This is a genomic window from Hyphomicrobium sulfonivorans, assembly GCF_013306565.1.
Taxonomy (GTDB): domain Bacteria; phylum Pseudomonadota; class Alphaproteobacteria; order Rhizobiales; family Hyphomicrobiaceae; genus Hyphomicrobium_A; species Hyphomicrobium_A sulfonivorans.
Genome location: NZ_PZPO01000001.1, coordinates 816,390 through 840,861, shown reverse-complemented (window position 1 = coordinate 840,861; position 24,472 = coordinate 816,390). Strand labels below are relative to the sequence as shown.

Below are 24,472 nucleotides of genomic sequence, written 5' to 3'. Positions count from 1 at the left end.
GGGATCATGAACGCCCCCCTTCCCAGCCGCCTCGGACGCGGATTAGCAGCTCTGATGAAGGAGCCGACGCCCGGCAGCGCGCCGCTTCCCCCCGAGGGGCAGCAGCGCATGGTGCCGACTGTCGATGTGCGCTCAAGCAAGCTCAACCCGCGTAAGGAATTCCGCGAGGAAGATCTTGCCGAGCTGACGGAATCTATCCGTGCCAAGGGTCTGGTGCAGCCGATCATCGTCCGCATGGCCGATGGCGGTGGCTATGAGATCGTTGCCGGTGAGCGCCGCTGGCGCGCGGCGCAGAAGGCTGGCCTGCATACCGTTCCGGTGATCGTTCGCGATCTTACCGATCAGGAAGTGCTCGAACTCGCGATCATCGAAAACGTCCAGCGCGCGGACTTGAACGCGATCGAGGAAGCCGCGGGATATCGCGAGCTGATCGAGCGCTTCGCCTACAGTCAGGAGAAGCTGTCCGAAATCATCGGCAAGTCGCGCAGCCACGTCGCCAACACGCTGCGCCTGCTGAAGCTGCCGGATGGCGTCCAGACCATGGTGCAGGATGGCCGCCTCACGGCCGGGCATGCGCGCGCTCTGATCGGTCGCGACGACGCCGAAGGTCTGGCGCAGCGCATCGTCGAGCAGAACCTCAACGTTCGTGAGGTTGAGGCGCTGGTGCAGGGTGGTGGCGAAGCCCCGCCCGCTGGTGCTGCCCCGCGTGTTCCCCGTGAAAAAGACCCCGACACCAAAGCTTTCGAGCGGGATCTTTCCAACGCTCTTGGCCTCAAGGTTGAGATCAAGCGCGGCTCGGGTGAAAGCGGCAACCTCATCATCAAGTTCGGTAATTTCGACCAGCTCGACTACATCCGGCAGCGCCTCGGTGGTGCCTGAGGGGTTAGCTGGAGCCGACAGGCTTTGACAAAAGGGCGCGAACCACTTGACGTGGCCGCGCCCTTATTGCATTTCGCCGACAGGATAACCCATTGCGTCCGTTGAGGATTGCCCCATGAGCGGCTCAATGAGCGATGTGCTGCAGCAACTTGCAGCAACGATCAGCGCCCGCCGCTCTGCGGATTCGGGCAGTTCCTACACGCGCCAGCTTCTGGACGCGGGGCCGCAGCGGTGCGCCAAAAAGCTTGGCGAGGAAGCGGTTGAGGTCGTCATTGCGGCCACGTCGGAATCCGACGATGCGCTGAAAGGCGAAGCCGCCGACCTGCTTTATCATCTGCTGGTTCTGCTTGAATCCCGCAACGTCGCAATTGCCGACGTGCTTGCCGTTCTGGCCAACCGTCAGGGCATTTCTGGCCTCCAGGAGAAGGCGGGACGAGCAAGTAGCTGAGCGCTCGCATCAGTCGCTTGCGCGCGTGCCGAACCCAGCCCATGCACAACGCCGGCAAAATCGAATTCTCACCCTACCGCGTGTTCAATCGCGAGGAGTGGGCGCGCCTGCGTGCCGATACGCCGATGACGCTGAAGGAGAGCGAGCTGGAGCAGCTCTCCGGTCTGATCGAAGAGCTGTCCGTCGAAGAGGTCGAGCAGATCTATCTGCCGCTGTCGCGCCTGCTGAACCTTTACGTCGCCGCCTCGCAGCAGCTCGATGCCGTCTCGTCCAAGTTTCTCGGCCGCACCACTGACGGCAAAGCGCCATTCATCATCGGCGTCAGCGGATCGGTTGCAGTCGGCAAAAGCACCACCGCGCGTGTGCTTAAGGCATTGCTGGCCCGTTGGCCGGATCATCGTCGCGTCGAGCAGATCACCACCGACGGCTTTCTTCTGCCCAACGCGGAGCTGGAGCGGCGCGGCCTGATGGACCGCAAGGGCTTCCCGGAAAGTTTCGACAGCGCGCGCCTTTTGAACTTCCTCGCCAGCGTGAAGGCGGGTGTGAGGTATGTCGAGGCTCCGGTCTATTCGCACTTTCATTATGACATCCTGCCCGATCAGAAGGTCGTCATCGAAAGCCCCGACATTCTGATCGTCGAGGGGCTGAATGTTCTGCAGCCCGCACGCCTGCCGCGCGGCGGCGAGGCCATTCCGTTCGTCTCGGATTTCTTCGACTTCTCGATCTACATCGATGCCGATCCGGCGATAATCGGTGAATGGTATGCCGCGCGCTTCATGCGTCTGCGCAGCACGGCTTTCCGCGATCCCGGCGCCTATTTCCATAAGTACGCCAGCCTTACGCCGGAAGCCGCGCTTGAGCGCGCCAATCAGATCTGGCGCAGCATCAATCTGAAAAACCTGGAAGAAAACATTCTGCCCACGCGCCAGCGCGCGCGTCTCATTCTGCGCAAGGCGGCTGACCACCACGTCGAGTCGGTCGCGCTGCGCAAGCTGTGATGCAACGCTGTTGTCGCCTGCGCTAGGTTCAGGCCGCGTTGGCTCGGACAATCACCTCATCGAGCCCCATCCCGCGCATCCGATACCCCATAAAAAAAGGACCGCCTGGGGAGACGGTCCTAAAGGTAACGCTCTATTCGCTCTAAGTGCAGGGAATGCCGCTCAATGCTGATGCGGCGGTTGCGGTTCTCGCAGCGTCGATGCCGCGATGTTCGAAGCCCAGGAGGCGCTGAATGCGGGCTGGGTATTTTGAACCGCCTGTTGTTGCGGACGAAGTGGGCTCAACACTGTCCGCGGGTCTATCGCCATTTGAAATGCTCTGGGTCCGGTCACCTGGCCAGATGCACGGCCAAAGGTGTGGTGCGTTGCTGACAGCGGCGGCCGCAGCAACCCCGGAGCAGCTCGGGTGGCGATAGTCTCATCGGGCAGCGTGCTCGACGCCGCCTGAAGCTTGTTGCGCAGGATTTCAAACCGGCGCGCGCGACGATGCAGGGCCGCACGGGAAATCGTGCGCCGGCATGCATCGAGGAATGTTCTGTTGTCAGGGATGATCTGGTTCAGTGGGATCGGCCGTAGCGCCGTCTGCCCGTCGCCGGTGCTGCGCTGAATTCCGTTCCACGTGCCTGCTGCTGGCAAGCTGCCCGCCGTGCGCGTGAAACACTTCTGCATTGTCAGCTTGCAATCGGTCATATCGATTTTGATCGACCCATATCGCCCGGAACGAATCTCTTTTGCGATAATGCTGGAAAGTCAGAGGATTGCCAGAACGAATGAAACCAGACTGGAAAGAATGAGACGCAATCGGCTGCAATTGTGGCGCAAATGCCAACACGCATTGTATGTCGCGCCGCACTTTTAGGTAGCGCTGGCGACTGTGCTCCGCCCAGCCGGCCGCCAGCGCTGATTGGTGCGTGCTGCCCCGCTCGCCTCCCGCACCGTCATCCCGCCGCAGGTCGGGATTCACGCCAGCTTCTTATAGCGCTCGGCGACTGCCCTCCGGGCAGCCGGCCGCCGAGCGCTTGTTGTCTCGCGCCAGCGGCCAGCAGCGAAAACGAAAACGGCGCCCACCGTTATGATGGACGCCGCTGATGTCATGTTCGATGGATGGGATCGCCCTCGTGGGCATGGGCCAATGCAGGCCCCTGCCCTCAATCATCCTCAGTCGGCGATCAGGCCTTCCTGCTTTGCGATCACGGAAAGCGCACGCTCCGGCCGGGCGCCGATATGGCTGATCACTTCCGATGCCGCGAGGCTGCCCAGACGCCCGCAGTCCGATAGCTTCAGCCCGCGCGTGTAGCCATAGAGGAAGCCCGCCGCGTAGAGGTCGCCGGCGCCGGTGGCATCCACCACCTTCTCAACCTTCATCGGCCGCACTTCCACGGTGTCGGAGCCGGTCACGATCAACGAACCCGCTTCCGAGCGCGTCAACACCGCGATCTCGCATTCGCCGCGCACCGCAGCCACCGCTTCATCGAAGCTATTCACTTCGTAGAGGGCGGTAATCTCGGTCTCGTTGGCGAACAGGATGTCGATGCCGTCCCTCACCAGGCGGCGGAAATCGGCGCGATGGCGATCGACGCAGAACGCGTCCGACAGCGACAGCGCGGTCTTGCGGCCCGCCTTCGCGGCAATTTCCGAAGCCTTGTAAAAGGCTTCCTTCGCCTCCGGCTTATCGAACAGATAGCCCTCAAGATAGGTTACCTTCGCGGCTTCGATCATGGCTGGATCGACTTCAGCCGCGCTTAGCTCGGTGCTGGCGCCCAGGAAGGTGTTCATCGTGCGCTCGCCATCCGGCGTCACCAGAATGAGGCACACGGCAGTTGGCAGTCCGCTGACAGCGGGGCCGGTTTCAAAGGCAACGCCAGCGGAACGGACATCGTGCCAGAACACCTTGCCGAACTGATCATCTGCAACCCGGCCGATGAACGCCGCGCGACCGCCAAACGAGGCCAGGCCTGCAACCGTGTTCGCCGCCGAGCCACCGGAGCGTTCAATCGACGGTCCCATCAGCGCATAGAGTCGATCGGCTTCATGGGCATCGATGAGCCGCATGAAACCCTTGGCCAGATCCTGCTTTGACAGAAAATCGTCGTCACAGCGTCCGATGATGTCGACAATAGCATTGCCGATGCCGACAACGTCGTAGCGTGTCTCTTGCATGCGTCCCCCAAGTGTCTGGATCGGGCGCACTATAGGGCCGTGGCCGCGTCCGACAAGCCGTAGCGGCAACTTGACCGAAAAAGTTTAGTGTCGATGGGCAGTTAAGGGTCGTGTCGGCGCTCCGGGACGCGCCGTGGCGGCGAGATACAGCAGCAGTTCCTCTGCTATCGCTTCTTCCAGCGACGAGGAAAGCCGCGCTGATCTGGCGGTCTTGGCGGTGCGGGCGAGTGCTGCCGTCAGCCGTTCGGAGTTCCACAGCCGGCATTGCAGTCCAAGCGCGCCCTTCTGCTTGAAATGCACCGGCGGACGCTGCTGGCGAATAGCGTCGTCGAAGCTGGCGCCGGCATCAATCTGCGTGCGAATGCGATGAAGCCGCTGCAGATGGCGTTGCACGGCCAGAATGATCATCTGCGCGCTTTCGCCAGCCGCCATCGCCCGCGAAAACTCCGCCATGGCACTGGCGGCGTCGCCGGAAACAGCAGCGTTCAGTGTCCGGTCGATAGCCATTTCCGAGGCATCGCCTACCACCGCTTCGATATCAGCGGCCTGGATTTCCCCTCGGCCTGCAGCATAAAGCGCCAGCTTCTCTATCTCGCCACGGGAAAGCGCGCGGTCGGCACCCATGCGGGCCAGCAGCATGTCGCGCGCGTCCGGGGTGATGGCCAGGCCGTGCGCTTTCAGCGTTTCACGGATCAGACCTTCCAGATCGGCCGCTTCGTCGCCGTAGCAGGCAACAGCGGCCGCGTGCGGCGACTTCTCGAACATGGCCCGCATCGCGTCGGTGGGCTTCAGGTTGCCTGCTTCCACGATGAGATTGGCAGCCAGCGCGCCTTCAGCCAGCAACGGTTGCAGGCTTGCGGCGTTGATGCGCCGGCCCGCAGTGGCCCGCACAACCTTGGAGCCGCCGAACATCGGAATGGTCTGTAGCTCAACAATCAGCCGATCGGGATCGTTGTCGAGATCGGCGTCGTCCAGCCGGATGATTTCGCCCTGATCGCGCTTGGCAAACAGCTTTGCAAGCTGCGCCGCGCGTTCTGAAACAAGTCCTGCGTCCGTGCCATAGAACAGCACAGCCGGAACCTTGGGCCCTGGCGGATTGAGGAAGGACTGAGCTTGATGGGCCTTGATGGCGACCATGGGCACCGCACTCACGGTTTGCGTCTGGACGACGTATTCCGGACTTCAAAAGCCATTCTAGCGCATTTCAATGTTTGATTGAACGCATCGTCAGCTGGCGAGCCATCTTGTCGGCGACGGATTCCCACGCGCTCGGCGGCCGGCTCTCCGCAGGAGAGCCGCCGAGCGCCAACTAAAGCCGGCGTGGTTCCCGACCTACGTCGGGATGACGGCGCGGGAGGTAACGCGGTGCAGCGCGTACCAATCAGCGCTGGCGGCCGGCTGTGCGGAGCGTAATTCCAGCGCTACCTACGCGCTCGGCGGCCGGCTCCGCGCAGCGGAGTCGCCGAGCGCCAATAAAAAGTCTCGTCAGGCTTTGCCGGACAGGAAGGCAGCGACACGGCCCTTCAGCTCATCACCAACGGTCTTGGCGGCGCGATTTTCAGCATCGACGCGTGCGCGGGTGTTGGCGAACACGCTCTCGAAGCGCTGGAATGCAGCACGGCCGAAGCTCTGTCCCTGCAGTGCCACCGAATTGTCGGCAAGCCGGACAAGACGGAATGTCGTGTTGAGATTGTAGACGCTGCCCGACGAGTTGCCGTCCACCTGCACCAGCGTGGGCGTGATCGATTCCTGGATCACGACTTCAAGCCGATAAACCGGCTGGGCCTGATGACCACCGCCGGTCGACTGATAGATCAGTTCGTTGCGCAGGCGCTGACCAACGCGCCCCGGAATGGGCGCGATCTCAAGTTCAGCAAGTCTCTCGTTGACTTCCGGGCCGCCGGTGATGGCGCTGGAAGCGTACATCGGACGGAATCCGGTATCGCCGCAGGCTGTCAGCAGCATGGATGCCGCTGCACACGCCAACGCAACCCGGATCATCCCTCGGTGGCTAGCGGCCCACATCGCCCGCCCCTCGCGCTACGGCGTCAGTCGACAAAATTAGGCATCAGCCGACGACATTTACAATTTTCTGCGGCACAACGATGACCTTCTTGACCGGACGGCCTTCGAGCGCGCGCTGCACCGTCTCCAACTGGAGAGCCGCAGCCTCGATCTCAGCCTTGTCGGCCGTTCTGGCAATCGCAAGTTCGTCCCGCCGCTTGCCATTCACCTGTACGGCAATGACGATCGTATCGTCAACGAGCAACGCCGGGTCGGCCTCGGGCCACGCCTTATTGGCCAGCAGTGTGTTGTATCCAAGTCGCGCCCAGCTTTCCTCCGCCAGATGCGGCATCATCGGACCGATCATCTGCACCATAAATTCCAGCGCCTCGCGCTGCGCCCAGGCCATGTCGGCACCGGTTTTTGTCAGCGCAGAACCGAGAACGTTCGCGAATTCATAGATTTGAGCGACGGCCACATTGAAGCGTAGGCCCTCGATGGAGCTGGCAACCTGCGTCAGCGCCTTGTGGCTTGCCCGGCGCAGGGCCACTGCGTCAGCACCCATTTCAGCCGGTTGCGGCGTACCCTTTTCCGCAACCTTGTCGGCACCCTGATCGACCAGGCGCCAGATGCGCTGCACGAACCGGCGGGCACCATCGACGCCCACATCGGTATAGGTGACATCGCGTTCCGGTGGGCTGTCCGACAGCACGAACCAGCGCGCTACGTCGGCACCATAACGGGTGACGAACTCGTCGAGGTCGATGGTGTTCTTGCGCGACTTCGACATCTTCTCGATCGGGCCGATCGTAACCGGCTCGCCGGTCGCGATCTCGACCGCCTTGCGGGCCGAACCTTCGCCATCGATCCGCACCTGGCCGGGCTGCAGCCAGCCGCCGTGGCGAGACTTGTAGGTCTCGTGCGTGACCATGCCCTGCGTGAACAGAGCGGCGAACGGCTCGCGCGTGTTGTCCGCCAGCTTCAGATGGCCGGTGTCGCAAAGTGCGCGAGTGAAGAAGCGCGAATACAGCAGATGCAGGATCGCATGCTCGATGCCGCCGATGTACTGATCGACCGACATCCAGTAGGCCGCTGCGTCCTTGTCGACCGGCGTCTTGGCGTGCGGAGCTGTGAAGCGCACGAAATACCACGATGAATCGACGAACGTGTCCATCGTGTCGGTTTCGCGCCGCGCCTTGCCACCGCACGAGGGGCAGGTCGTGTGCTTCCAGGTCGGGTGGCGGTCCAGCGGATTGCCCGGCTTGTCGAAGGTTGCATCCTTCGGCAGCTCGACCGGCAGATCCTTGTCCGGCACCGGAACGATGCCGCAGGTCTCGCAATGGACGACCGGGATCGGACAGCCCCAATAGCGCTGGCGCGAAACACCCCAGTCGCGCAGACGGTAGTTCACCTTGCGCGTGCCCGTGGGCTTGCCGGTCAGCTTGGCCTGCTCCAGCCGCTTGGCCACTTCGGCAAATGCTTCATCTGTCGTCATGCCGTCGAGGAACGATGAATTGATCATCGTGCCGTCTTCGTCATAGGCCTTGTCGGTGATCTCGAACGTCGCTGCATCCTTGCCTGGCGGCAGGATCACCGGCTTGACCGGAAGATTATATTTGCGAGCGAAATCAAGGTCGCGCTGGTCGCCGGAGGGGCAGCCGAAGATCGCGCCCGTGCCGTATTCCATCAGCACGAAGTTGGCGACGTAGATCGGCAGCGTCCAGCTGTCATCCAGCGGATGCACGGCGCGGATGCCGGTGTCGAAGCCCTGCTTCTCCGCCGTTTCGAGATCCGCCACCGATGTGCCCATGCGGCGGCATTCCTCGCAGAACTCCGCCAGCTTTGGATTGTTGGCTGCTGCGGCCTTGGCCAGCGGATGATCCGCCGATACCGCCAGGAACGAAGCGCCGAACAGGGTGTCGGGCCGCGTGGTGTAAACTTCAACTTCGCCGTGGTTCTCAGGCGCCGTTGCCCCATCCAGCGCAAACCGCACCAGCATGCCTTCTGAACGGCCGATCCAGTTCGCCTGCATCAGGCGCACCTTCTCCGGCCATTTGTCGAGTGCGTTCAGCGCATCGAGCAGTTCGTCGGCGTAGGCGGTGATCTTGAAGAACCACTGCGTCAGCTCGCGCTGTTCAACCAGCGCGCCGGAGCGCCAGCCGCGGCCATCGATCACCTGCTCGTTGGCCAGCACGGTGTGGTCTACCGGATCCCAGTTCACCTTCGAGGACTTGCGATACGCCAAGCCCTTCTTGAGCATGTCGAGGAACAGCTTCTGCTGATGCTGGTAGTAATCCGGCGAGCAGGTCGCGATCTCGCGTGACCAGTCCAGCGAAAAGCCCATCGACTTCAGCTGCCGGCGCATCGTGGCGATGTTCTCGTAGGTCCACTCAGCCGGATGCACCTTGCGTTCCATGGCGGCGTTTTCGGCCGGCATGCCGAATGCGTCCCAGCCCATGGGGTGCAGCACATTGAAGCCCTTCGCGCGCTTGTAGCGTGCGAACACGTCGCCCATGGTGTAATTGCGCGAGTGGCCAACATGGATGCGCCCCGAAGGATAGGGGAACATCTCAAGCACGTAGCACTTGGGCTGGCCTTCCTTTTCGGAGGCGCGGAAGATGCCTTCCTTGTCCCAGGCTTCCTGCCAGTGTTTCTCACGCGCGGGCGCGTCGTAGCTCTGATTGGCCATACGGCATCAAACTTTCAGGATTTAGCAGCTTTGAGCGGCGTAATGAGCCTTAAAGCATCATTGGGGTCAAGGCGGTCGGATGACACCAGCGGCTGAAATACAAAAAGGACCGGTCGCAAGGCTGGCGGAAATCGAGGCGGAAATCGCCGTCGCGGCTGAGGAAGCAGGCCGAAAGCCTGCGGATGTGCAGCTTATCGCGGTGTCGAAAACGTTCGACGGACCGCAGATCACCCCCGTTCTGGAGGCCGGTCAGCGCCGCTTTGGCGAAAACCGGGTGCAGGAGGCGGCTGGCAAATGGCCGGCCCTGCGGCAGCAGTTTGCCGAAGTGGAGCTGCATCTCATCGGTCCGCTGCAGTCCAATAAAACCCGTGAGGCGGTCGAGCTGTTCGATGCGATCCATTCCATCGACCGGCCCAAGATCGCACGCGCCATCGCCGAGGAAATGGCGAAGCAGGGCCGCAAGCTGAAGCTGTTCGTGCAGGTGAACACCGGCGAGGAAGCCCAGAAGGCTGGCGTGCTCCCGCGTGAGCTGCCGGCTCTGTTGGCGCTGTGCCGCGGCGAACTGGGGCTCACCATTGACGGCCTGATGTGCATTCCTCCCGTCGATGAGGAACCGGCCATCCACTTTGCCTTCCTCGCCAAACTTGCGGCCGAGAATGACATCGCGGGCCTTTCGATGGGTATGAGCGACGACTTCGCCACTGCCGTAGCTTTCGGCGCCACCCATGTGCGCGTCGGCAGCGCCATTTTCGGCGGGCGCAGCTGAAGTTCGCTGTACGGCCGAATCGGGCGACGCGCCATCCGCTGCGCGTCGCCATCGCGACTTCCAGAGTTTTCCATAGCGTTTTCAGCGCACGCGCCGCGGCCATGCATATCCAATGCTAGGCTGCTGCAACCTGATTCGCATGAAGCCGGAGGCCGATGATGACCGCAGCCGCAGCCCGCGCAGAGGCTCGCGCCAATACCGCCGCCGCTAACGCCGCAGCAGCGGATGCAGCGGCTGACGCCCGCGCGGAAGTCGTGACGAAAGTGCCAGGCGTCTCCAAGGCAACGGCCGCCAAGGCGACACGCAACGGCTACTATCACTTCATGGTCGATGTCTGGATCACGAACTTCAATGCCATCGAGTTCGGCATCTACAAGCGCACGCGCAACCGCGCCAAGTCGCGCCAGTTCACCACCGACATGGACATCTTCGCCGAGGTGACCGAGGGCGGGGAACGCACCGGCCTGATCGGCTATCGCGAAGAGACCTGGAAGAAAGCTCAGACCAAAGACAAGCGTCTCGTGTTCAAGATGTTCACCGACACGCTGAACTGGCGCGCGACGATGGATCTGATGCTCGGGCGTTCGATGCAGCAGACGATTGCGGCGCGTGGAACGCCGGTGATGGTCTATGCCATCAACACCGATCGCGATGATTTCGTTGTCTATCTGGAGCGGTCAGCCAACAAGTGGCCGTTCATGCCCGAGCACTTCGGCTTCTTTATTCCGGGGCCTGACGGTCAGCCGGTGTTCTATCGCCTGAAGCGCCACTTAATCAATTTGGGCGGCGACTACACGCTCTACGATGAGCACGACAACAAGGTTGGAAACATCGACGGACGGGTGTTTTCAATCGGCGGCAAATGGAAGTGCAAGGTGCGTATCGAGCATGCCGATCGCCGTCTTCTGACGGTGTTGCAGATGTTCGCCGCCATGCAGGTTTTCAATGGCGAAAGCCGCCGCTACCTGCGCCGACTGTGGCGCATGGTGCGCCGTGGCAAGACCGCTATCGTGCTCGATCCGCAGGAGCTCGATCTCTACAAAAACCCGCGCCGGCTGCGATAGCTTTGTTTGGCGCTCGGCGACTGCCCTGCGGGCAGCCCGGCCGTGGTTGCTTGTTTGCGCTGGCGACTCTCCTCCGGAGAGCCGGCCGCCAGCGCTGATTGGTGCGCATTGCTCCGCGTAGGTCGGGATTCACGCCAGCTTCCGCATATGCGCCTGGTGTAGTCGGGCAGGGCGGCTGCAGCCAAACTTGCCCGAAACAGAAGCAGTTATATCGCACATCGATATTTAGAGAGTAGGCGTGGGTTATGCGCGCGCCACTTTTGCTTTTGATGCGCGGCGTGGCTTGGCCGCCGTCGTTTGCTTTTTCGGCGCAGCCTTTTTCTTAGCCTTGGTTGCTGGCGCAGATTTCGGTTTCGCCGCTGCGGCCTCTGGCTCGGCGCCAGTCCCATCCGCCAACCCGTGCAGCAAAGCGCGTGCACGGCCTTCAATCGACTCAGTAACCTGCGTCATCAGCGGATGCGCACCCGCTGGCATTGCTGCGACATCAGCCGCTGCATTGCGCGTTTCGGCCAGCGCTCCGCGCGCCAGTGCTTCAACGCGCGCCAGTAGGCGAGGCGCGTTCAAACCAACATCGGCTGCAAACCGCTGCCAGTGGCGCCGCTTCAGATGTTCGCCGCGATTTTTACCGGCAATCTTCTGCGCCATGTTGCGCGTCACGTGATCCCACGCCAGCGCGCACATCACGTCGTAAATCGGCGCCAGTTTGAAACCACGTCCGGAAATCATCATCGAATAGTTCTTGGCGTGTGCATCGGTGTTGCATGCCAGCACGTTGAAGATCACGTAATCGAGCAGATTGATGATGTCCGGCGCTTGCATCGCATTACGAGTCGTCGCGAACATTTCAGCCAGCGTCGGGCCGGGTATGCCGGTCTGGTTCGATTCATATTTCGCTGACGGAGGTTTGCCGAGCGCCTGGCAAAAATCCTCCTGATGCAGTCGACGCCAGCGGCCCTGCTGCTCGACGCGGTCGTAGCGCTTGACCAACAGATAAGTGCGCCGCCCTGCCGTGCCGGTGGTTATTTCCGGTGCGTTGAGGCCAAGACGCTTCGCCAGCGCAAGACACAGCGCTTCGTTTTGTACGCCACCGTAAAGCCGCTCTGCGTCAGGTTTCATGATCCAGGTGGAAGGCGCACCGTTGATCGGTATGCAGATGCGGCCGTCGGCATCGATGGCGACACCGATCTTCGTCTGCACGCCGGCGAGTGACATGGAGACGCCGTCCTCGCCCACCAGAAATGGTTTCGAAGGTAGCTCGTCGAGAATTTTCTCAAGCTCTGCTTCGCTCCCAATCGGCTTCCAGTCGTGCGTGCTGCGCGTGCCGGGCTGGCCGATTGAAAGCGCGCCTGCTGTGTCGCGTCCAAGCTCGGCCAGAATGCCGATCACGTCTTCAGGTGCAGCACCCAGTTGCAGACCGATTGCGCGCAGCTGCGATGACTCAGGCAACAGATTAGCAGCCCACGGCAGAAAGCGCCGAGGCGGCACCGGGCGCGGTGTCAGCGGCATCAGCAGCGACACCGGAAAGGCGCCGCGCGTGGTCAGCCATTCGGGTGCGTAACTGAAGCTCGGCCCGTCTGCGTGCACCGAGATGGTGCCGACCACGCGGCTCTCATAATAGACGTTGAGTTCGTGCACGCTTGCCATCCTCAAGGCTCCGGCAGGTCGTCAATGTCGTCAGGCAGGAACGGCGTTTCGTCGTCTGCAATCACGCCCATCAGGTCGAAGGGGCGCAAGCCCACGGCGGCAGCAACAACGAGCGAACGGCCGAGCTGGCACGAGGCCTTGCCCGCTTCCAGTTCGAGAATGAAGCGCCTGCCCACGCCGGTCGCCAATGCCAGATCGTCCTGCCGCATCCGCAGCGCCTCGCGCCGTTCGCGCACCATGGCGCCGAAACGCCGGGCCTGTTCGCCGGCAGCATTTTCGATTTCGGAGCGGGGCGTTGAATCGGTGGCGGCCTCGTGCGGCTCGTAGGACCGCTGCGGCGCTTCATGGAGAGCTGGCGCCGACGCTGCGGCAGTGGGTGGCCCATCGGAGGCCGCCGAAGCTGCTGGCCGTCGGCGCGACGACCGCGCGGAGTTTGTTGTTCTGGCCATGGCGGTCATCCTCAAAGCAAATGTTCCCGATCGGGAAGTTATTGCGGGAATCGCGCGCTACATCACACCTACGTTCCCGAACGGGAACATATGGTCTAATCCAACCCATTTCAAGCGTAATATTCCCGATCGGGAACATGAAGGGCGCAAATGGCTGGTTTCAGCCGCAAAGTACCCGATCGGTAACATTTGCACGATCTGCGGCCCGAGTAGTCAAAATGTGCGCGCTCGGGAACATGGCGCGTAAACGGCCATGAACGATGCGTTGACGGTCCGGAAACCGCGCTTGCCGATCGGATCAAGGCTGGATCAGCGGATGCCGAACTCGGAGAAGCACTGGCGCATGTATTCGCAGCGGTGCGAGCCGGAAAAATGCATGGCGTCGCCCTTGGCCGGCGAGATGAACGAGCAGATTTCCTCAACGCCACCGGGCGACAGCCAGCCCATGCGGCGGCCGCGCTGCACGGCGAAGCAATCAGCGGTTTCCTCATCCGGGCCGCGGAACTGGTGGCCGCATTCGTGCGAGTAGATCCATAGTTTCACCGGCGTTGAAACGCGCGCCAGCAGCCGCATGTTCATGATGAGAAAGCCGGGATATGCGGCGCCGTAATCGTCGAGGTTGTTGTCGATGACGGTCGGTCTGCGGCCGCAGTAAAGCTTGATACCATCCAGCACGAATTCGCCGGACGGAACGATGGTCGCCTGCCCGCCTGTGTGCGCGACGTATTCTTCAGGCGTCGGCGTGCGCGGATCAGCGAAGGCCAGCGACGGTATCGTCGCGAGCGCAACCAAGCCCCAAGCCAGACGGCGCAAGCCGTGGCGGATCAACATCGGCAAACTCGTTAATGTTCCAGCCTCGAATAAGCTCAACATGGCGGTGTTTAGTCGGCGACACAAGTGCGCGCGTTGAGCACCGCTAAATGTGGTTGCGGATCAGTTCGCGGCAATCAGGGCGCGTGATCAACAATGAATACACCTGAACGTACAAGCCCGCCGGACATAACGGCTGCGTGTCGGCAGCCGCCTCCACATTCGCAATCGAATTACGAGCCGCCCGCTGCGGCTTCGATGCGGGCCATGTCGTCATCGGAAAAACCGAAGTGATGGCCAACTTCATGCACCAGAACGTGGGTGATGAGATCGCCTAGTGTCTCGCCGGATTCGGCCCACTCATCGAGCAAAGGACGGCGATAGAGAAATACCATGTCCGGCTGTGATGGCACGTCCAGCACACTTTTACGGTCGAGGCTCACGCCGTGATAAAGGCCCAGCAAACCAAGCGGATCGTCGATGCCCAAGGCGTCGAGCACTTCGTCGCTCGGATAATCTTCGATGCGAATGATGAGATCGCCAGCGCGCGAACGGAAGGCGTCCGGCAGGCGGTCCCAGGCAATGGCAGCCATCTCTTCGAATTCCGCCAGCCCAGGCGCCACTGCGTATCGCCAATCCATCGCGAACGTCATGCCGGTTCAGGCTTGCGTGCGACGATGATTGCCTCCTGCAGCGTGAACAGGCGCTCGTCGTTTTCTGTTCTGGGCCGTAGGAAATCTATCAGCAGATTGTTTTCGAGCATGGCCTCAAGCTCGTCGACCGTATCGACATCGCAGCGCATACGCTTGATCCACGGTTCGAACACGATGTCTTGATCCAGCACCTCAAAGCGCGGCTGATCAAAGCCCGTTTCAGTCAGCACAGACAACCATTCGTTGAGACCAAAGCAACGGACGTGACTGGGATCACGCAGCTTCTCATAGGCGTTATAGATCTCCGCCATCTCGGCAATCTGCTCGGCTGATCTGTCAGGCAGCAGGAGAGCATCCGGGCCGACATTATCGGCGATTGCCAGTACGCCGCCGGGCTTCAGCACGCGCCAGGCCTCACGTACGAACTGCGGGATGTCGTCAAAATGATGCGCGGCCAGCCGACAGGTGACGAGATCGAACGCGTCGTCATCGAACGGGAGCGTTGCGGCGTCGGCTCTGGTGGTGGCGACGTTCAGCAGGGCGCGCGCGGCCGCCAGCTTGCGCGTCTCGGCCAGCATCTCATCGGTGATATCCGATGCAAACACCTGCGCCACGAGTGGGGCAAATGCCAATGCCGTATGACCGGCCCCGGTCGCGACGTCCAAAGCCTTCCAGTTCGGCATCGGCGACGTGAGAGCAACCAGTCGCGCCAGACTTGCTCCGCTAGCATGAACGGAGGAGGTGGCGTAGCTGGCAGCAGAGGCCCCAAATTGGGTTTCAACGAGCGATTTCGTCATGCGCGATCCCGGTTCTACCGGTTTCACCTAGCATCGCTGTTAGGGGGGCGTCGACCCATCATTGCCATCATTCTGTGCTGCGGCGGTGACGATCTGGCGCCGGTTGCCGTATCTGCTCTCGAATTCCTGCCGCACGAACGCTGCAAATTCATTGGCGACGGGCAAGCGTCCGCTTCGGCGCATATGCATGTTGATGCAGAATGGTGGCAACGGCGGCAGCCCTTCGCCGGTTTCATAGACTGCCAGTCCGGGCGGCACGGTCGATAACAGCATCGGCGCAATCGCGACGTCGGCGAACAGCGTCGCCTTGATTGCGTCGAGCACGGTTGCTTCGCACACGGGACGCCAGTCGCGTCCAACTGTGGCGAGCGCGGCAACGGCCGAAGCGCGGAATGCGCAACTTGGGCTGCCGAACGAAACCGGCAGCGGCGTGCGAAAGCGAGCCTGCCCGCCCGGTGCGCCGATCCACACCAGCGGATCGCACAGCAACAGTTCGGCGTCCGATGGCACGTCCGGCTCAGTCGACAGCGCGATATCGAGTTCGCCATCCTTCAGCGAAGCCAGCAAGTCGGCGGTAATGCCGGCAATGAGGGTGACGCGCACGCGTGGCCAGGCGCGATCGAAGCGGCGCAGAACAGGCGGGATGTTGGGCTCGACCACATCGTGGGGCACGCCGACGCGCACTTCACCTTCATAGTGAGGCTTGCTCATCATGCCCCACAGCGTGTCGTTCATGGTCAGCATCGCTTGCGCGCTGGAGAGCAGGCGTTCGCCGGCCGCACTGGTGCGCAGGGTGCGGTTGGAGCGGTCGAACAGCTCCACTCCGAACAGCTCTTCAAGCCGTTTTATCTGCTGGCTGACGGCCGCCTGGGTGAGATTCAAAAGGTTGGCGGCGCGGGTCACACTTCTGGTTTCGACCACCGCGACGAAGGCGCGGAGCAGTCCGACATCGATATTGCGCGACATGGCCGGCCTCATAATGGATCGTGATGTGATCCATCATAAACATTCGTTTTGTTTATGGAAGGTCAATGCCTACATTCGAGGGCAGATGCACTTGGCTCTTTTTGGGAGGAGAGCGACAAATGGCTGAAAAAGGAGAGGAAGCATTGAGCGAAAACGCAGCCGGCACTCGAACCGTACCGCGCCGGACGGCCTCGGGCTTTGCCAAGCTGCTTGCGTTTATCGAACGGGCCAATCGGGTAGCCCGGGAGCGCAGAGCTTTGATGCGCCTCGACGATAACGCCCTGAAAGACTTTGGCGCATCGCGAGCCGATGCATGGCACGAGGGCGAAAGGCCCTGGTGGGATCTCCCCCGCAACGGAGCGAGATCGCGAGGCGGCCTAGTCGAATAATGGGCGCCGGAGCCTGACTAAAGGAGCAGGTCAGACTCCGGAATATAACAGGCCAGTGTGCAGTCGATGGCTTCGGACCACCTCACGGTCCGAAGCCATTTTTCGTTGCGCGCGGCTTCGTCAGCGGCGTCTCCGCGATCACAGATTCCAGTCGCGCACGTCTACGAAGTGGCCTTCGATGGCTGCTGCAGCGGCCATGGTGGGCGACAGCAGATGCGTGCGTCCAAGGCGGCCCTGACGGCCCTCGAAGTTGCGGTTTGAGGTCGACGCGCAGCGCTGGCCCGGTTTGAGCTGATCCGGGTTCATGCCCAGGCACATGGAGCAACCCGGCTCGCGCCACTCAAATCCGGCGTCCAGGAAGATCTTGTCCAGCCCCTCGGCTTCAGCCTGCGCTTTCACCAGACCGGAACCGGGCACGATCATCGCATAGGCGAGCCGCTCGGAGATTTTCTTGCCCTCGACGATGCGGGCAACCGCGCGCAGGTCTTCGATGCGGCCGTTGGTGCACGAACCGATCCACACCACGTCGAGCGGGATGTCGGTCATCCGGGTGCCTGGCTTCAGACCCATGTAGTCCAGCGCGCGCTGCATGGAAGCACGCTTGTTTTCGTTATCGACCTTGGCCGGATCGGGAACGAGACCGGCAACCGAGATCACGTCTTCCGGGCTGGTGCCCCAGGTGACGATGGGCGGCAGCTTGTTGGCGTCGAGCTTGATCTCGGCGTCGAAATACGCGCCCTCATCGGAGTGCAGCGTTTCCCAGTAACGCAGCGCCATGTCCCAGGCAGCGCCTTTCGGAGCTTTCGGGCGGCCCTTAATGAAGTCGTAGGTCGTCTGGTCCGGCGCGATCATGCCCGCACGCGCACCGCCCTCGATCGACATATTGCAGATCGTCATGCGGCCTTCCATCGACAGCGAACGGACAGCTTCGCCCGCATACTCGATGACATGGCCGGTGCCGCCGGCAGTGCCGATCTCACCGATGATGGCGAGGATGATGTCCTTGGCGGTCACGCCGGCGGGCAGCTTGCCGTCGACGGAAACGCGCATGTTCTTGGCCTTGCGCTGGATCAGCGTCTGGGTTGCCAGAACGTGTTCGACCTCGGACGTGCCGATGCCGTGCGCCAGCGCGCCGAATGCGCCGTGCGTGGAGGTGTGGCTGTCGCCGCAAACAATGGTGGTGCCCGGCAGCGTGAAGCCCTGCTCCGGCCCGACCACGTGCACGATGCCCTGACGCACATCGAGCTCGTTGTAATACTCGATGCCGAAGTCACGCGCGTTGGAAGCCAGCGTTTCAACCTGAACGCGGCTGTCCTCGTCGTCGATGCCCTTGCTGCGATCCGAGGTCGGCACGTTGTGATCGACAACCGCCAGCGTCTTCTCCGGTGCGTGCACCTTGCGGCCGGACATGCGCAGGCCTTCGAATGCCTGTGGGCTTGTCACCTCGTGAACAAGGTGGCGGTCGATATAAAGGAGGCACGTGCCGTCATCCTGGCGCTCGACCACGTGATCGTCGAAGATCTTGTCGTAGAGTGTCTTTGCCATGCCAACTTCCGTCGCGTTTGTGGGGCCTCTAGAGCCAATCAGCGCCAGCAAAGCAGCCGGCGCGGCGCCAAAATCCACCGTTGGCCTTGCCCTTCGCCATGCGGAAGAGCCGAGCCTGAGGATGGATGGGTGCTTCTTAGCCGCCGATATCCAAGAAACTGTCCCGTTTAGATAGCTTCTAGCCTTGGAGACTGCAATCGCCTCCTCGTCGCGGCTTTCGTAGAATTCCAGCTAGCTCGGTCGATCGCCCTAGGATCGCGACTGCCGCGCCTGCCCGACCAGAAAGTCCCGCAGCACCTGCACTTTTTTGGACGCCTTCAGTTCCTCGGGGTAAACAAACAGGATCGGCAGGGTCGGGGGCTCAATCTCGGTCAGCACCGGCACCAGATCGCCGCCCTCCTCGGACATGTAATCCGGGATCATGCCGACGCCGAGCCCGGCTCGAATGGCTTCGCGCAGGGCCACGACGCTGTTGGCGCGGAAGGCGGGCTCGCGCGGCTCGCGATTGCCGCGACCGGCCGTTTCGATCCACGAGATGGCGGCCAGATGCTGCGCCGGCTGGCCGCTGTATGAGACGATGTCGTGCTCGTCCAGCTCTTCCAGGGTTTTCGGCGCACCGAAGCGCTGTACATATTGCGCCGATGCGAACGCCCGCACCCGGCTGGTGAACAGCATGCGACGGATAAGGTCCGATTGAGGCGGTTCACGCGTCCAGATGGCGACGTCGGCGGCGCGCATGCCGATGTCGACCTGGTCGTCGTTTAGATGCAACTCGATGCGGATCTCGGGATAGTGATCGCGGAATTCGCGCAGCCGCTGCGTCAGCCAGATGGTGCCGAAGCCGACCGGGGCGGTGATGCGCAGCTCGCCCGAGGGTTTGGAGGTTGTGTCCGACAGCAGCGTCTCGGCCGTGTGGAGCCGGTTGACGACCTCGGATGTCGTCTGGTGCAGCAGCTCGCCCTGCTCCGTCAGTACAAGGCCGCGCGCATGGCGATGGAATAGCGTCACTTTCAGGTCGCGCTCGAGCGCGGACACCTGGCGGCTAACGGCTGACTGGCTCATGTGCAACGCTTCGCCGGCGTGCGTGAAGCTGCCAGCTTCGGCCGCGGCGTGGAAAATCCTGAGCTTGTCCCAATCCATTTCGACAGGGCCCCGTTGTGCTGCCTGAATTGGCGCTGAATCTATCGCGACACGTCACAGTGAAAAGGTATTGTAACCCGCTGCGCATGGTGTTGCAGCGCAACTTAGACGACTACTCGCGCGAAGGGTAGGGTGACGGGCAATCACCGCCTATATATGGCTCGGACCGATAAAAAAGCATGTTGGAGGATGACGATGAGATCAGGCGCACCGGCGTTGGCTGCTTTGGCCGCAACGGCCTTTTTCGCGGCGGCGCAGGCCGAACCGACGTTGCTGTGGGAGACCAAGGGTTTCTCGACACCGGAATCCGTGTTGGCCGTGCCCGCAGAAGGCTTCGCCTACGTCAGCAACGTCGCCGGCAATCCGCTGGACAAGGACGGCAACGGCTTCATCTCCAAGGTGTCGCTTGCTGACGGCAAAATCATTGCGCGCAAATGGGCCGAAGGGCTGAACGGGCCGAAGGGCATGGCGCTATCGAACGGTAAGCTGTTCGTTTCGGACGTCGACAAGCTGGTTGAGATTGATCCGGCCACCGGCAAGATCACGGCTTCGCATGAAGTTGCCGACCCGGGCTTCCTGAATGATGTCGCCGCCGACGCTAACGGCAATGTCTACATGACGGACAGCAACACCAGCAGCATCTGGCGCCTCGCGGACGGCAAGCTCGAAAAGTGGGTTGATGGCGCTGAGCTGAAATACCCCAACGGCGTCTTCGTCGAGGGTGACAGCATCATCGTTGCGCCGTGGGGGCCTCCTGGCACCACCGGCAAGCCCGCCGAACCGGCTGGGCTGCTGAAGCTTTCAATCGCCGACAAGAAGATCGAAGCGCTGGGTGACGGCACGCCGGTAGGCAATCTCGACGGCATCGAAGCCGATGGCGACGACTACCTCGTTTCGGATTGGGTTGCGGGCAAGGTGTTCCGCATCGCGAAGTCCGGCAAGGCCGAGCTGCTGCTCGATCTGGGTCAAGGTGCGGCCGACATCGGCTACGATCCGGCCAGCAAGACGCTGCTGGTGCCAATGATGAAGGATGATCTGGTGCGCGCCTATAAGGTGCAGTGAACTGATTGTCGAAGGGTTGGGCATGCGCAATTTGCGTGTGCCCTCCCGCCGCTCTCCAGCTTTAGAAACGCAAAACGCGGCTCGCCTTTCTGGTGAGCCGCGTTTTTTACTGGCGCTCGGCGGCCCCGCTGCGCGGAGCCGGCCGCCGAGCGCGTGAAGCGTCAGGCCACCGCCTCTGAAGCAGCTTCGATTTCCAGCGTCGCCAGATAACGCTCCGTTTCCAGAGCAGCCATGCAGCCCATCGCGGCAGCGGTTACGGCCTGCCGGTAAACTTCGTCCTTGACGTCGCCGGCTGCATAAACGCCCGAAATGCTGGTGGCGGTGGAATCCGGCCGGGTGATGATGTAGCCCGATCGGGTCAGGTCCAACTGGCCCTTGAACAGTTCCGTCGCCGGAGCGTGGCCGATGGCAATGAACACGCCATCGGCGGGGCGCTCGGTGATTTTGCCGGTGTGCACATTCTTCAGCTTCACGCCGGTGACCGACTTGGGATCGAGCGTGCCGGTGATCTCTTCCAGCTCATGGTCCCAGACAACTTCGATCTTGGGATTTTTCGCCAGCCGCTCCTGCAAGATCTTCTCGGCGCGGAAGTGATCGCGGCGGTGCACCACCGTCACGCGCTTGGCGAAGTTGGTGAGGAAGATCGCCTCTTCGACAGCGGTGTTGCCGCCGCCGACCACCACCACTTCCTTGTCGCGATAGAAGAAGCCGTCGCAGGTGGCGCAGGCCGAAACGCCGTAGCCCTGGAATGTCTGCTCGGATTCAATGCCAAGCCAGCGCGCCTGTGCACCGGTGCAGATGATGAGCACGTCGCAGGTGTAGTTCTCGCCGGAATCGCCTTCGAGGAAGAACGGCCGCACGTTCAGATCGACCTTGACGATCTGGTCCATGATGATTTCGGTGCCGACGTGCTCCGCCTGGGCGCGCATCTGCTCCATCAGCCAGGGGCCCTGGATGACATCGGCGAAGCCGGGATAGTTCTCGACGTCCGTGGTGATGGTGAGCTGGCCGCCCGGCTGCGAGCCTTCGATCAGCAGGGGCTTCAGCATGGCGCGGGAAGCATAGATCGCGGCCGTGTAGCCGGCTGGTCCCGAACCTAGGATCAGCACTTTTGTGTGCCTGGCGTTGGCCATCATACCCTCCTGCACCCGGAGCGTTCTGCCGGGGTCCGTTAAGATTGGGCTGGAGATAGCCCCCTGCAAGGCGGCAGGTCAATGTGTTCCAGACGCATCGCTCGGTCGCCATAATGCGCTGTTGCAACACGGATTAGCCGTTCCGGGTAAAGTTCGTTTCGCACTTGTGTTGTCGGCCTGTGCTCAGCTGCGATAGCTTCGCGCCGGGAAGCTGGCCGGCTAAGGTGGGATTATGCGTGCGATTTGGGGACGAGTGACGGGCGCGGTGTTTGGCGCGTTCGATAAGGCATGGACCAGCATCTGCTGGCCGCTGATCGGGTTTCTAAATCTGATCTTCCGCCCCAATCCGCAAACCGGCGATGTTTCCGGCTGGAAGGTGCTGCTGTGGCTGATCGCGAATGGCGCCGTGCTAAGCGCCGCCGTGCTCGATCTTGGTGACCGGCCATTGTTCTGGACGCTCATTTTCTTTCTCGGCGTCCACATCCTCATCATCATGTCCAGCCTGCGCATCATGCAAGAAGAGCGTCGCGTGATGGAAGGTTCGCTCGCTGCCGACAAGATGACGTTCTCGGCGCTCGATGCGGTCAACAACGTGTCGATCCTCGCTTCGTCGACCGCGTTTTACATCTTCGGGCTGGCGGCGCTGATCCAGACCGTTGAGCGCGCCGGGCTGGCACAAATCCTGCGCAGCCGTCCGACGTTACCGAATGAATACAGCGAATATCTCGCCTGCATTCTCAACGAGATCCCGATCGTCAACACGTTGCTGAACGCGTGGGCGAACCTCGCCAAGTTCTCCGACAATCTCAGCGCGCAGATCGTCTACAACGGGATGACTGGAAATGCGGTGCGCGTGTTCATCGTCGTGACGCTGTCCATCATCGTCATTCGCGCGTTTCTGTTGCGCTTCCAGCAGTGGAGCCATGAGGTCTCCATGGCCCATGCGCTGGAAAACGGCACCGTCAGTCCGGATGCGGTGAGGACGCGTCTCGTGCGTGTTCCGACAACGCTGAACAGCCATCTGATGAAGGCTGCGCTCACGCATCCCGATACGGCGGTGCGCCGCCGCGCTCTCTCGGCCATGGCGCGGCTTGAGGTGCCGAACTTCGCGCGCGATTTCATCGACAAGCTTGGCAATCACATTGAGCGCGATCTGGGGCTGGCGCACATCCGCGAAACACTCGCGTCGATGAATACAAGCGCGCGTGAGAGCATGGCGGGTGAGCTGACGGCTTCGATCGAGAAGCAGCTGTCGACCATCAAGGACGCCATCGATATGCAGACGCGGCAGCGGCTGGAGGAATTGCGCTCCATGCTGCGCCGGGCGTGATGCGATTGCGCGCGGATTTGCGCTACGCAGACTGATTGAAAACGCGACGGACAAAACGGGGGTGATGGATGGGCAGTCAGGCGGATGGAAGCAACGGGCCACCGCTTGAGGCGCATTCAACCCGGCAATCCGCCGCCGACGTTGAAACCGGCGGCGATTGTGCTGCGGCAGAGCCAACCGGCCTTGCCGATACCGCGAGGCGGCTAAAGGCCATCTTTGTCGGTTCGGCGGGCAATCTCGTCGAATGGTTCGACTTCTACGCCTATTCGGCATTCGCACTCTATTTCGCCAAGTCGTTCTTTCCTGATGAAAGCCAGACGGCGCAGCTGCTGAACGCCGCCGCGATTTTCGCAGTTGGCTTCCTGATGCGGCCCGTTGGCGGCTGGCTGTTCGGCCATGTGGCCGACAGGCACGGACGCCGACTAGCGCTGACCGTGTCGGTGATGATGATGTGCTTCGGTTCGCTCATCATTGCCATCACACCGACCTACGAGACCATCGGCGTTGCCGCGCCGATCATACTGCTGTTGGCGCGATTGATTCAGGGCCTCAGCCTCGGCGGCGAATACGGCACCAGCGCAACCTATCTTTCCGAGATGGCGCACCCGGATCATCGCGGCTTCTACTCCAGCTTCCAGTACGTGACGCTGATTGGCGGCCAGTTGCTGGCGATGCTGGTGCTGCTGACACTGCAGAAACTGGTGCTGACGCCGGAGCAGCTTGAAGCGTGGGGCTGGCGCATCCCGTTCGCCATTGGCGCGCTGCTGGCGGTGGTGGTGTATTTCATGCGCCGCGACATGCACGAAAGCGATGCCTACCTTGCGGCCCGCGCTGCCGGGGTGAAGGAAAGCCCGCTGCGGGGGCTGATGCAGCACCCGCGCGAGGTGGCGATCGTTATCGGTCTGACGCTGGGCGGCACGGTCGCGTTCTATACGTACACGACGTATATGCAGAAGTTTCTGGTCAACTCGGTCGGGCTTTCGAAGGACACCTCAACCGTCATCGCGGCTTCGACGCTGTTCCTCTATATGTGCCTGCAGCCGGTGGTGGGCGCGATTTCCGACATCGTGGGGCGCAGGGCGGTGCTGCTGACTTTCGGTGTGCTTGGCACTTTGCTGACCGTGCCCATCCTGACCGCGCTGGAAAACACCCACAGCGCCTGGACCGCGTTTTTCCTCATCATGGCGGCGCTCGTCATCGTCAGCGGCTACACGGCAATTAACGCCGTGGTTAAGGCGGAGTTATTTCCGACCCGGGTGCGCGCGATGGGCGTTGGCCTGCCCTATGCGATCACGGTCGCGCTGTTCGGCGGCACGGCGGAATATGTGGCGCTCTATTTGAAGAGCATCGGCCATGAATCGGCGTTTTATTGGTACGTTTCGGCCTGTATCGGGGTGTCGCTGCTGGTCTACGCGGGAATGCGCGATACGCGGCGCCATTCCGCCATGGATCGGCACATTTGATGTCGCCGCTTGGCGAATGTCGCTGAGGTGCGGCGGCCGTTTATCATGGCTGACTGCCAAGTTGTCGCGCGTTTTGGCCAATA

23 protein-coding genes are annotated in these 24,472 nt (G+C 61.9%); 9 read left to right on the top strand and 14 right to left on the bottom strand.

What is annotated here, in order from left to right:
* The first annotated feature begins 6 nt into the window (after positions 1 to 6).
* The 3 genes from C6Y62_RS03910 (at position 7) to coaA (ending at position 2,325) form a co-directional block, all read left to right on the top strand.
* Positions 7 to 879, top strand: a complete 873-nt coding sequence (locus C6Y62_RS03910) for a ParB/RepB/Spo0J family partition protein (RefSeq protein ID WP_068462991.1) — start codon at positions 7 to 9, stop codon at positions 877 to 879.
* A gap of 127 nt (positions 880 to 1,006) precedes the next feature.
* Positions 1,007 to 1,327: a phosphoribosyl-ATP diphosphatase gene (locus C6Y62_RS03905; RefSeq protein WP_157066782.1), complete on the top strand. Its 321-nt coding sequence runs from the start codon at positions 1,007 to 1,009 to the stop codon at positions 1,325 to 1,327.
* 41 nt (positions 1,328 to 1,368) lie between these two features.
* Positions 1,369 to 2,325 carry a type I pantothenate kinase gene (gene coaA, locus C6Y62_RS03900; RefSeq protein ID WP_068462987.1) on the top strand — a complete coding sequence of 319 codons (957 nt, stop codon included), beginning with the start codon at positions 1,369 to 1,371 and terminating at the stop codon, positions 2,323 to 2,325.
* Between the two features lie 541 nt (positions 2,326 to 2,866).
* Here the strand turns inward: coaA and C6Y62_RS03895 are convergent.
* The 5 genes from C6Y62_RS03895 to leuS all read right to left on the bottom strand — a co-directional run bounded on the left by C6Y62_RS03895 (position 2,867) and on the right by leuS (position 9,178).
* Positions 2,867 to 3,289 carry a hypothetical protein gene (locus C6Y62_RS03895; RefSeq protein WP_173952842.1) on the bottom strand — a complete coding sequence of 141 codons (423 nt, stop codon included), beginning with the start codon at positions 3,287 to 3,289 and terminating at the stop codon, positions 2,867 to 2,869.
* 194 nt (positions 3,290 to 3,483) lie between these two features.
* Positions 3,484 to 4,485, bottom strand: a complete 1,002-nt coding sequence (locus C6Y62_RS03890; protein WP_173952841.1) for an adenosine kinase — start codon at positions 4,483 to 4,485, stop codon at positions 3,484 to 3,486.
* A gap of 84 nt (positions 4,486 to 4,569) precedes the next feature.
* A complete protein-coding gene (gene holA, locus C6Y62_RS03885; protein WP_338074470.1) occupies positions 4,570 to 5,637 on the bottom strand; it encodes a DNA polymerase III subunit delta in 1,068 nt (355 codons plus the stop codon).
* Between the two features lie 333 nt (positions 5,638 to 5,970).
* Positions 5,971 to 6,450, bottom strand: a complete 480-nt coding sequence (locus C6Y62_RS03880; RefSeq protein WP_173952840.1) for a hypothetical protein — start codon at positions 6,448 to 6,450, stop codon at positions 5,971 to 5,973.
* Positions 6,451 to 6,553: 103 nt separating this feature from the next.
* On the bottom strand, positions 6,554 to 9,178 hold the full coding sequence (gene leuS / locus C6Y62_RS03875) for a leucine--tRNA ligase (protein ID WP_173952839.1): 2,625 nt from the start codon (positions 9,176 to 9,178) through the stop codon (positions 6,554 to 6,556).
* A gap of 79 nt (positions 9,179 to 9,257) precedes the next feature.
* Here leuS and C6Y62_RS03870 point away from each other — a divergent pair, with 79 nt between their 5' ends.
* A complete protein-coding gene (locus tag C6Y62_RS03870; RefSeq protein WP_173952838.1) occupies positions 9,258 to 9,944 on the top strand; it encodes a YggS family pyridoxal phosphate-dependent enzyme in 687 nt (228 codons plus the stop codon).
* 158 nt (positions 9,945 to 10,102) lie between these two features.
* Complete coding sequence (locus C6Y62_RS03865; RefSeq protein ID WP_173952837.1) at positions 10,103 to 11,008, top strand: LURP-one-related/scramblase family protein; 906 nt, start codon at positions 10,103 to 10,105, stop codon at positions 11,006 to 11,008.
* Positions 11,009 to 11,251: 243 nt separating this feature from the next.
* On the opposite strand, the gene C6Y62_RS03860 is transcribed toward C6Y62_RS03865, so the two are convergent.
* The 6 genes from C6Y62_RS03860 to C6Y62_RS03835 all read right to left on the bottom strand — a co-directional run bounded on the left by C6Y62_RS03860 (position 11,252) and on the right by C6Y62_RS03835 (position 16,327).
* A complete protein-coding gene (locus C6Y62_RS03860) occupies positions 11,252 to 12,652 on the bottom strand; it encodes a type II toxin-antitoxin system HipA family toxin (RefSeq protein WP_173952836.1) in 1,401 nt (466 codons plus the stop codon).
* Positions 12,653 to 12,654: 2 nt separating this feature from the next.
* Entirely contained in the window at positions 12,655 to 13,101 is a 447-nt protein-coding gene (locus C6Y62_RS03855) for a helix-turn-helix domain-containing protein (RefSeq protein WP_173952835.1), read from the bottom strand.
* Between the two features lie 309 nt (positions 13,102 to 13,410).
* Complete coding sequence (locus C6Y62_RS03850) at positions 13,411 to 13,932, bottom strand: hypothetical protein (protein WP_068462974.1); 522 nt, start codon at positions 13,930 to 13,932, stop codon at positions 13,411 to 13,413.
* Between the two features lie 212 nt (positions 13,933 to 14,144).
* Positions 14,145 to 14,564 (bottom strand): metallopeptidase family protein, encoded by a 420-nt coding sequence (locus C6Y62_RS03845; RefSeq protein ID WP_198491310.1) that lies wholly within the window; start codon positions 14,562 to 14,564, stop codon positions 14,145 to 14,147.
* The gene (locus C6Y62_RS03840) at positions 14,561 to 15,361 is read right to left on the bottom strand and encodes a class I SAM-dependent methyltransferase (RefSeq protein ID WP_173952834.1); all 801 of its coding nucleotides are present in this window, start codon (positions 15,359 to 15,361) and stop codon (positions 14,561 to 14,563) included. Before C6Y62_RS03840 ends, C6Y62_RS03845 begins: the two co-directional genes overlap by 4 nt.
* A 39-nt stretch (positions 15,362 to 15,400) precedes the next feature.
* The gene (locus tag C6Y62_RS03835; protein ID WP_068462967.1) at positions 15,401 to 16,327 is read right to left on the bottom strand and encodes a LysR family transcriptional regulator; all 927 of its coding nucleotides are present in this window, start codon (positions 16,325 to 16,327) and stop codon (positions 15,401 to 15,403) included.
* Positions 16,328 to 16,446: 119 nt separating this feature from the next.
* On the opposite strand from C6Y62_RS03835, the gene C6Y62_RS03830 reads away from it, so the two are divergent.
* Positions 16,447 to 16,716 carry a DUF1127 domain-containing protein gene (locus C6Y62_RS03830; RefSeq protein ID WP_068462965.1) on the top strand — a complete coding sequence of 90 codons (270 nt, stop codon included), beginning with the start codon at positions 16,447 to 16,449 and terminating at the stop codon, positions 16,714 to 16,716.
* Positions 16,717 to 16,854: 138 nt separating this feature from the next.
* Here the strand turns inward: C6Y62_RS03830 and leuC are convergent, their stop codons facing one another.
* Both leuC and C6Y62_RS03820 read right to left on the bottom strand, forming a co-directional pair.
* Complete coding sequence (gene leuC, locus C6Y62_RS03825) at positions 16,855 to 18,261, bottom strand: 3-isopropylmalate dehydratase large subunit (RefSeq protein WP_173952833.1); 1,407 nt, start codon at positions 18,259 to 18,261, stop codon at positions 16,855 to 16,857.
* A gap of 249 nt (positions 18,262 to 18,510) precedes the next feature.
* A complete protein-coding gene (locus C6Y62_RS03820) occupies positions 18,511 to 19,401 on the bottom strand; it encodes a LysR family transcriptional regulator (protein ID WP_173952832.1) in 891 nt (296 codons plus the stop codon).
* Between the two features lie 195 nt (positions 19,402 to 19,596).
* On the opposite strand from C6Y62_RS03820, the gene C6Y62_RS03815 reads away from it, so the two are divergent.
* Positions 19,597 to 20,463 (top strand): SMP-30/gluconolactonase/LRE family protein, encoded by an 867-nt coding sequence (locus C6Y62_RS03815; protein WP_173952831.1) that lies wholly within the window; start codon positions 19,597 to 19,599, stop codon positions 20,461 to 20,463.
* 161 nt (positions 20,464 to 20,624) lie between these two features.
* Here the strand turns inward: C6Y62_RS03815 and trxB are convergent, their stop codons facing one another.
* A complete protein-coding gene (gene trxB / locus C6Y62_RS03810; RefSeq protein ID WP_420844138.1) occupies positions 20,625 to 21,599 on the bottom strand; it encodes a thioredoxin-disulfide reductase in 975 nt (324 codons plus the stop codon).
* 229 nt (positions 21,600 to 21,828) lie between these two features.
* Between trxB and C6Y62_RS03805 the strand changes: the two genes are divergently transcribed.
* Both C6Y62_RS03805 and C6Y62_RS03800 read left to right on the top strand, forming a co-directional pair.
* A complete protein-coding gene (locus C6Y62_RS03805; RefSeq protein ID WP_173952829.1) occupies positions 21,829 to 22,926 on the top strand; it encodes a hypothetical protein in 1,098 nt (365 codons plus the stop codon).
* Positions 22,927 to 22,994: 68 nt separating this feature from the next.
* Entirely contained in the window at positions 22,995 to 24,389 is a 1,395-nt protein-coding gene (locus C6Y62_RS03800; protein ID WP_173952828.1) for an MFS transporter, read from the top strand.
* The last annotated feature ends 83 nt before the right edge of the window (positions 24,390 to 24,472 follow it).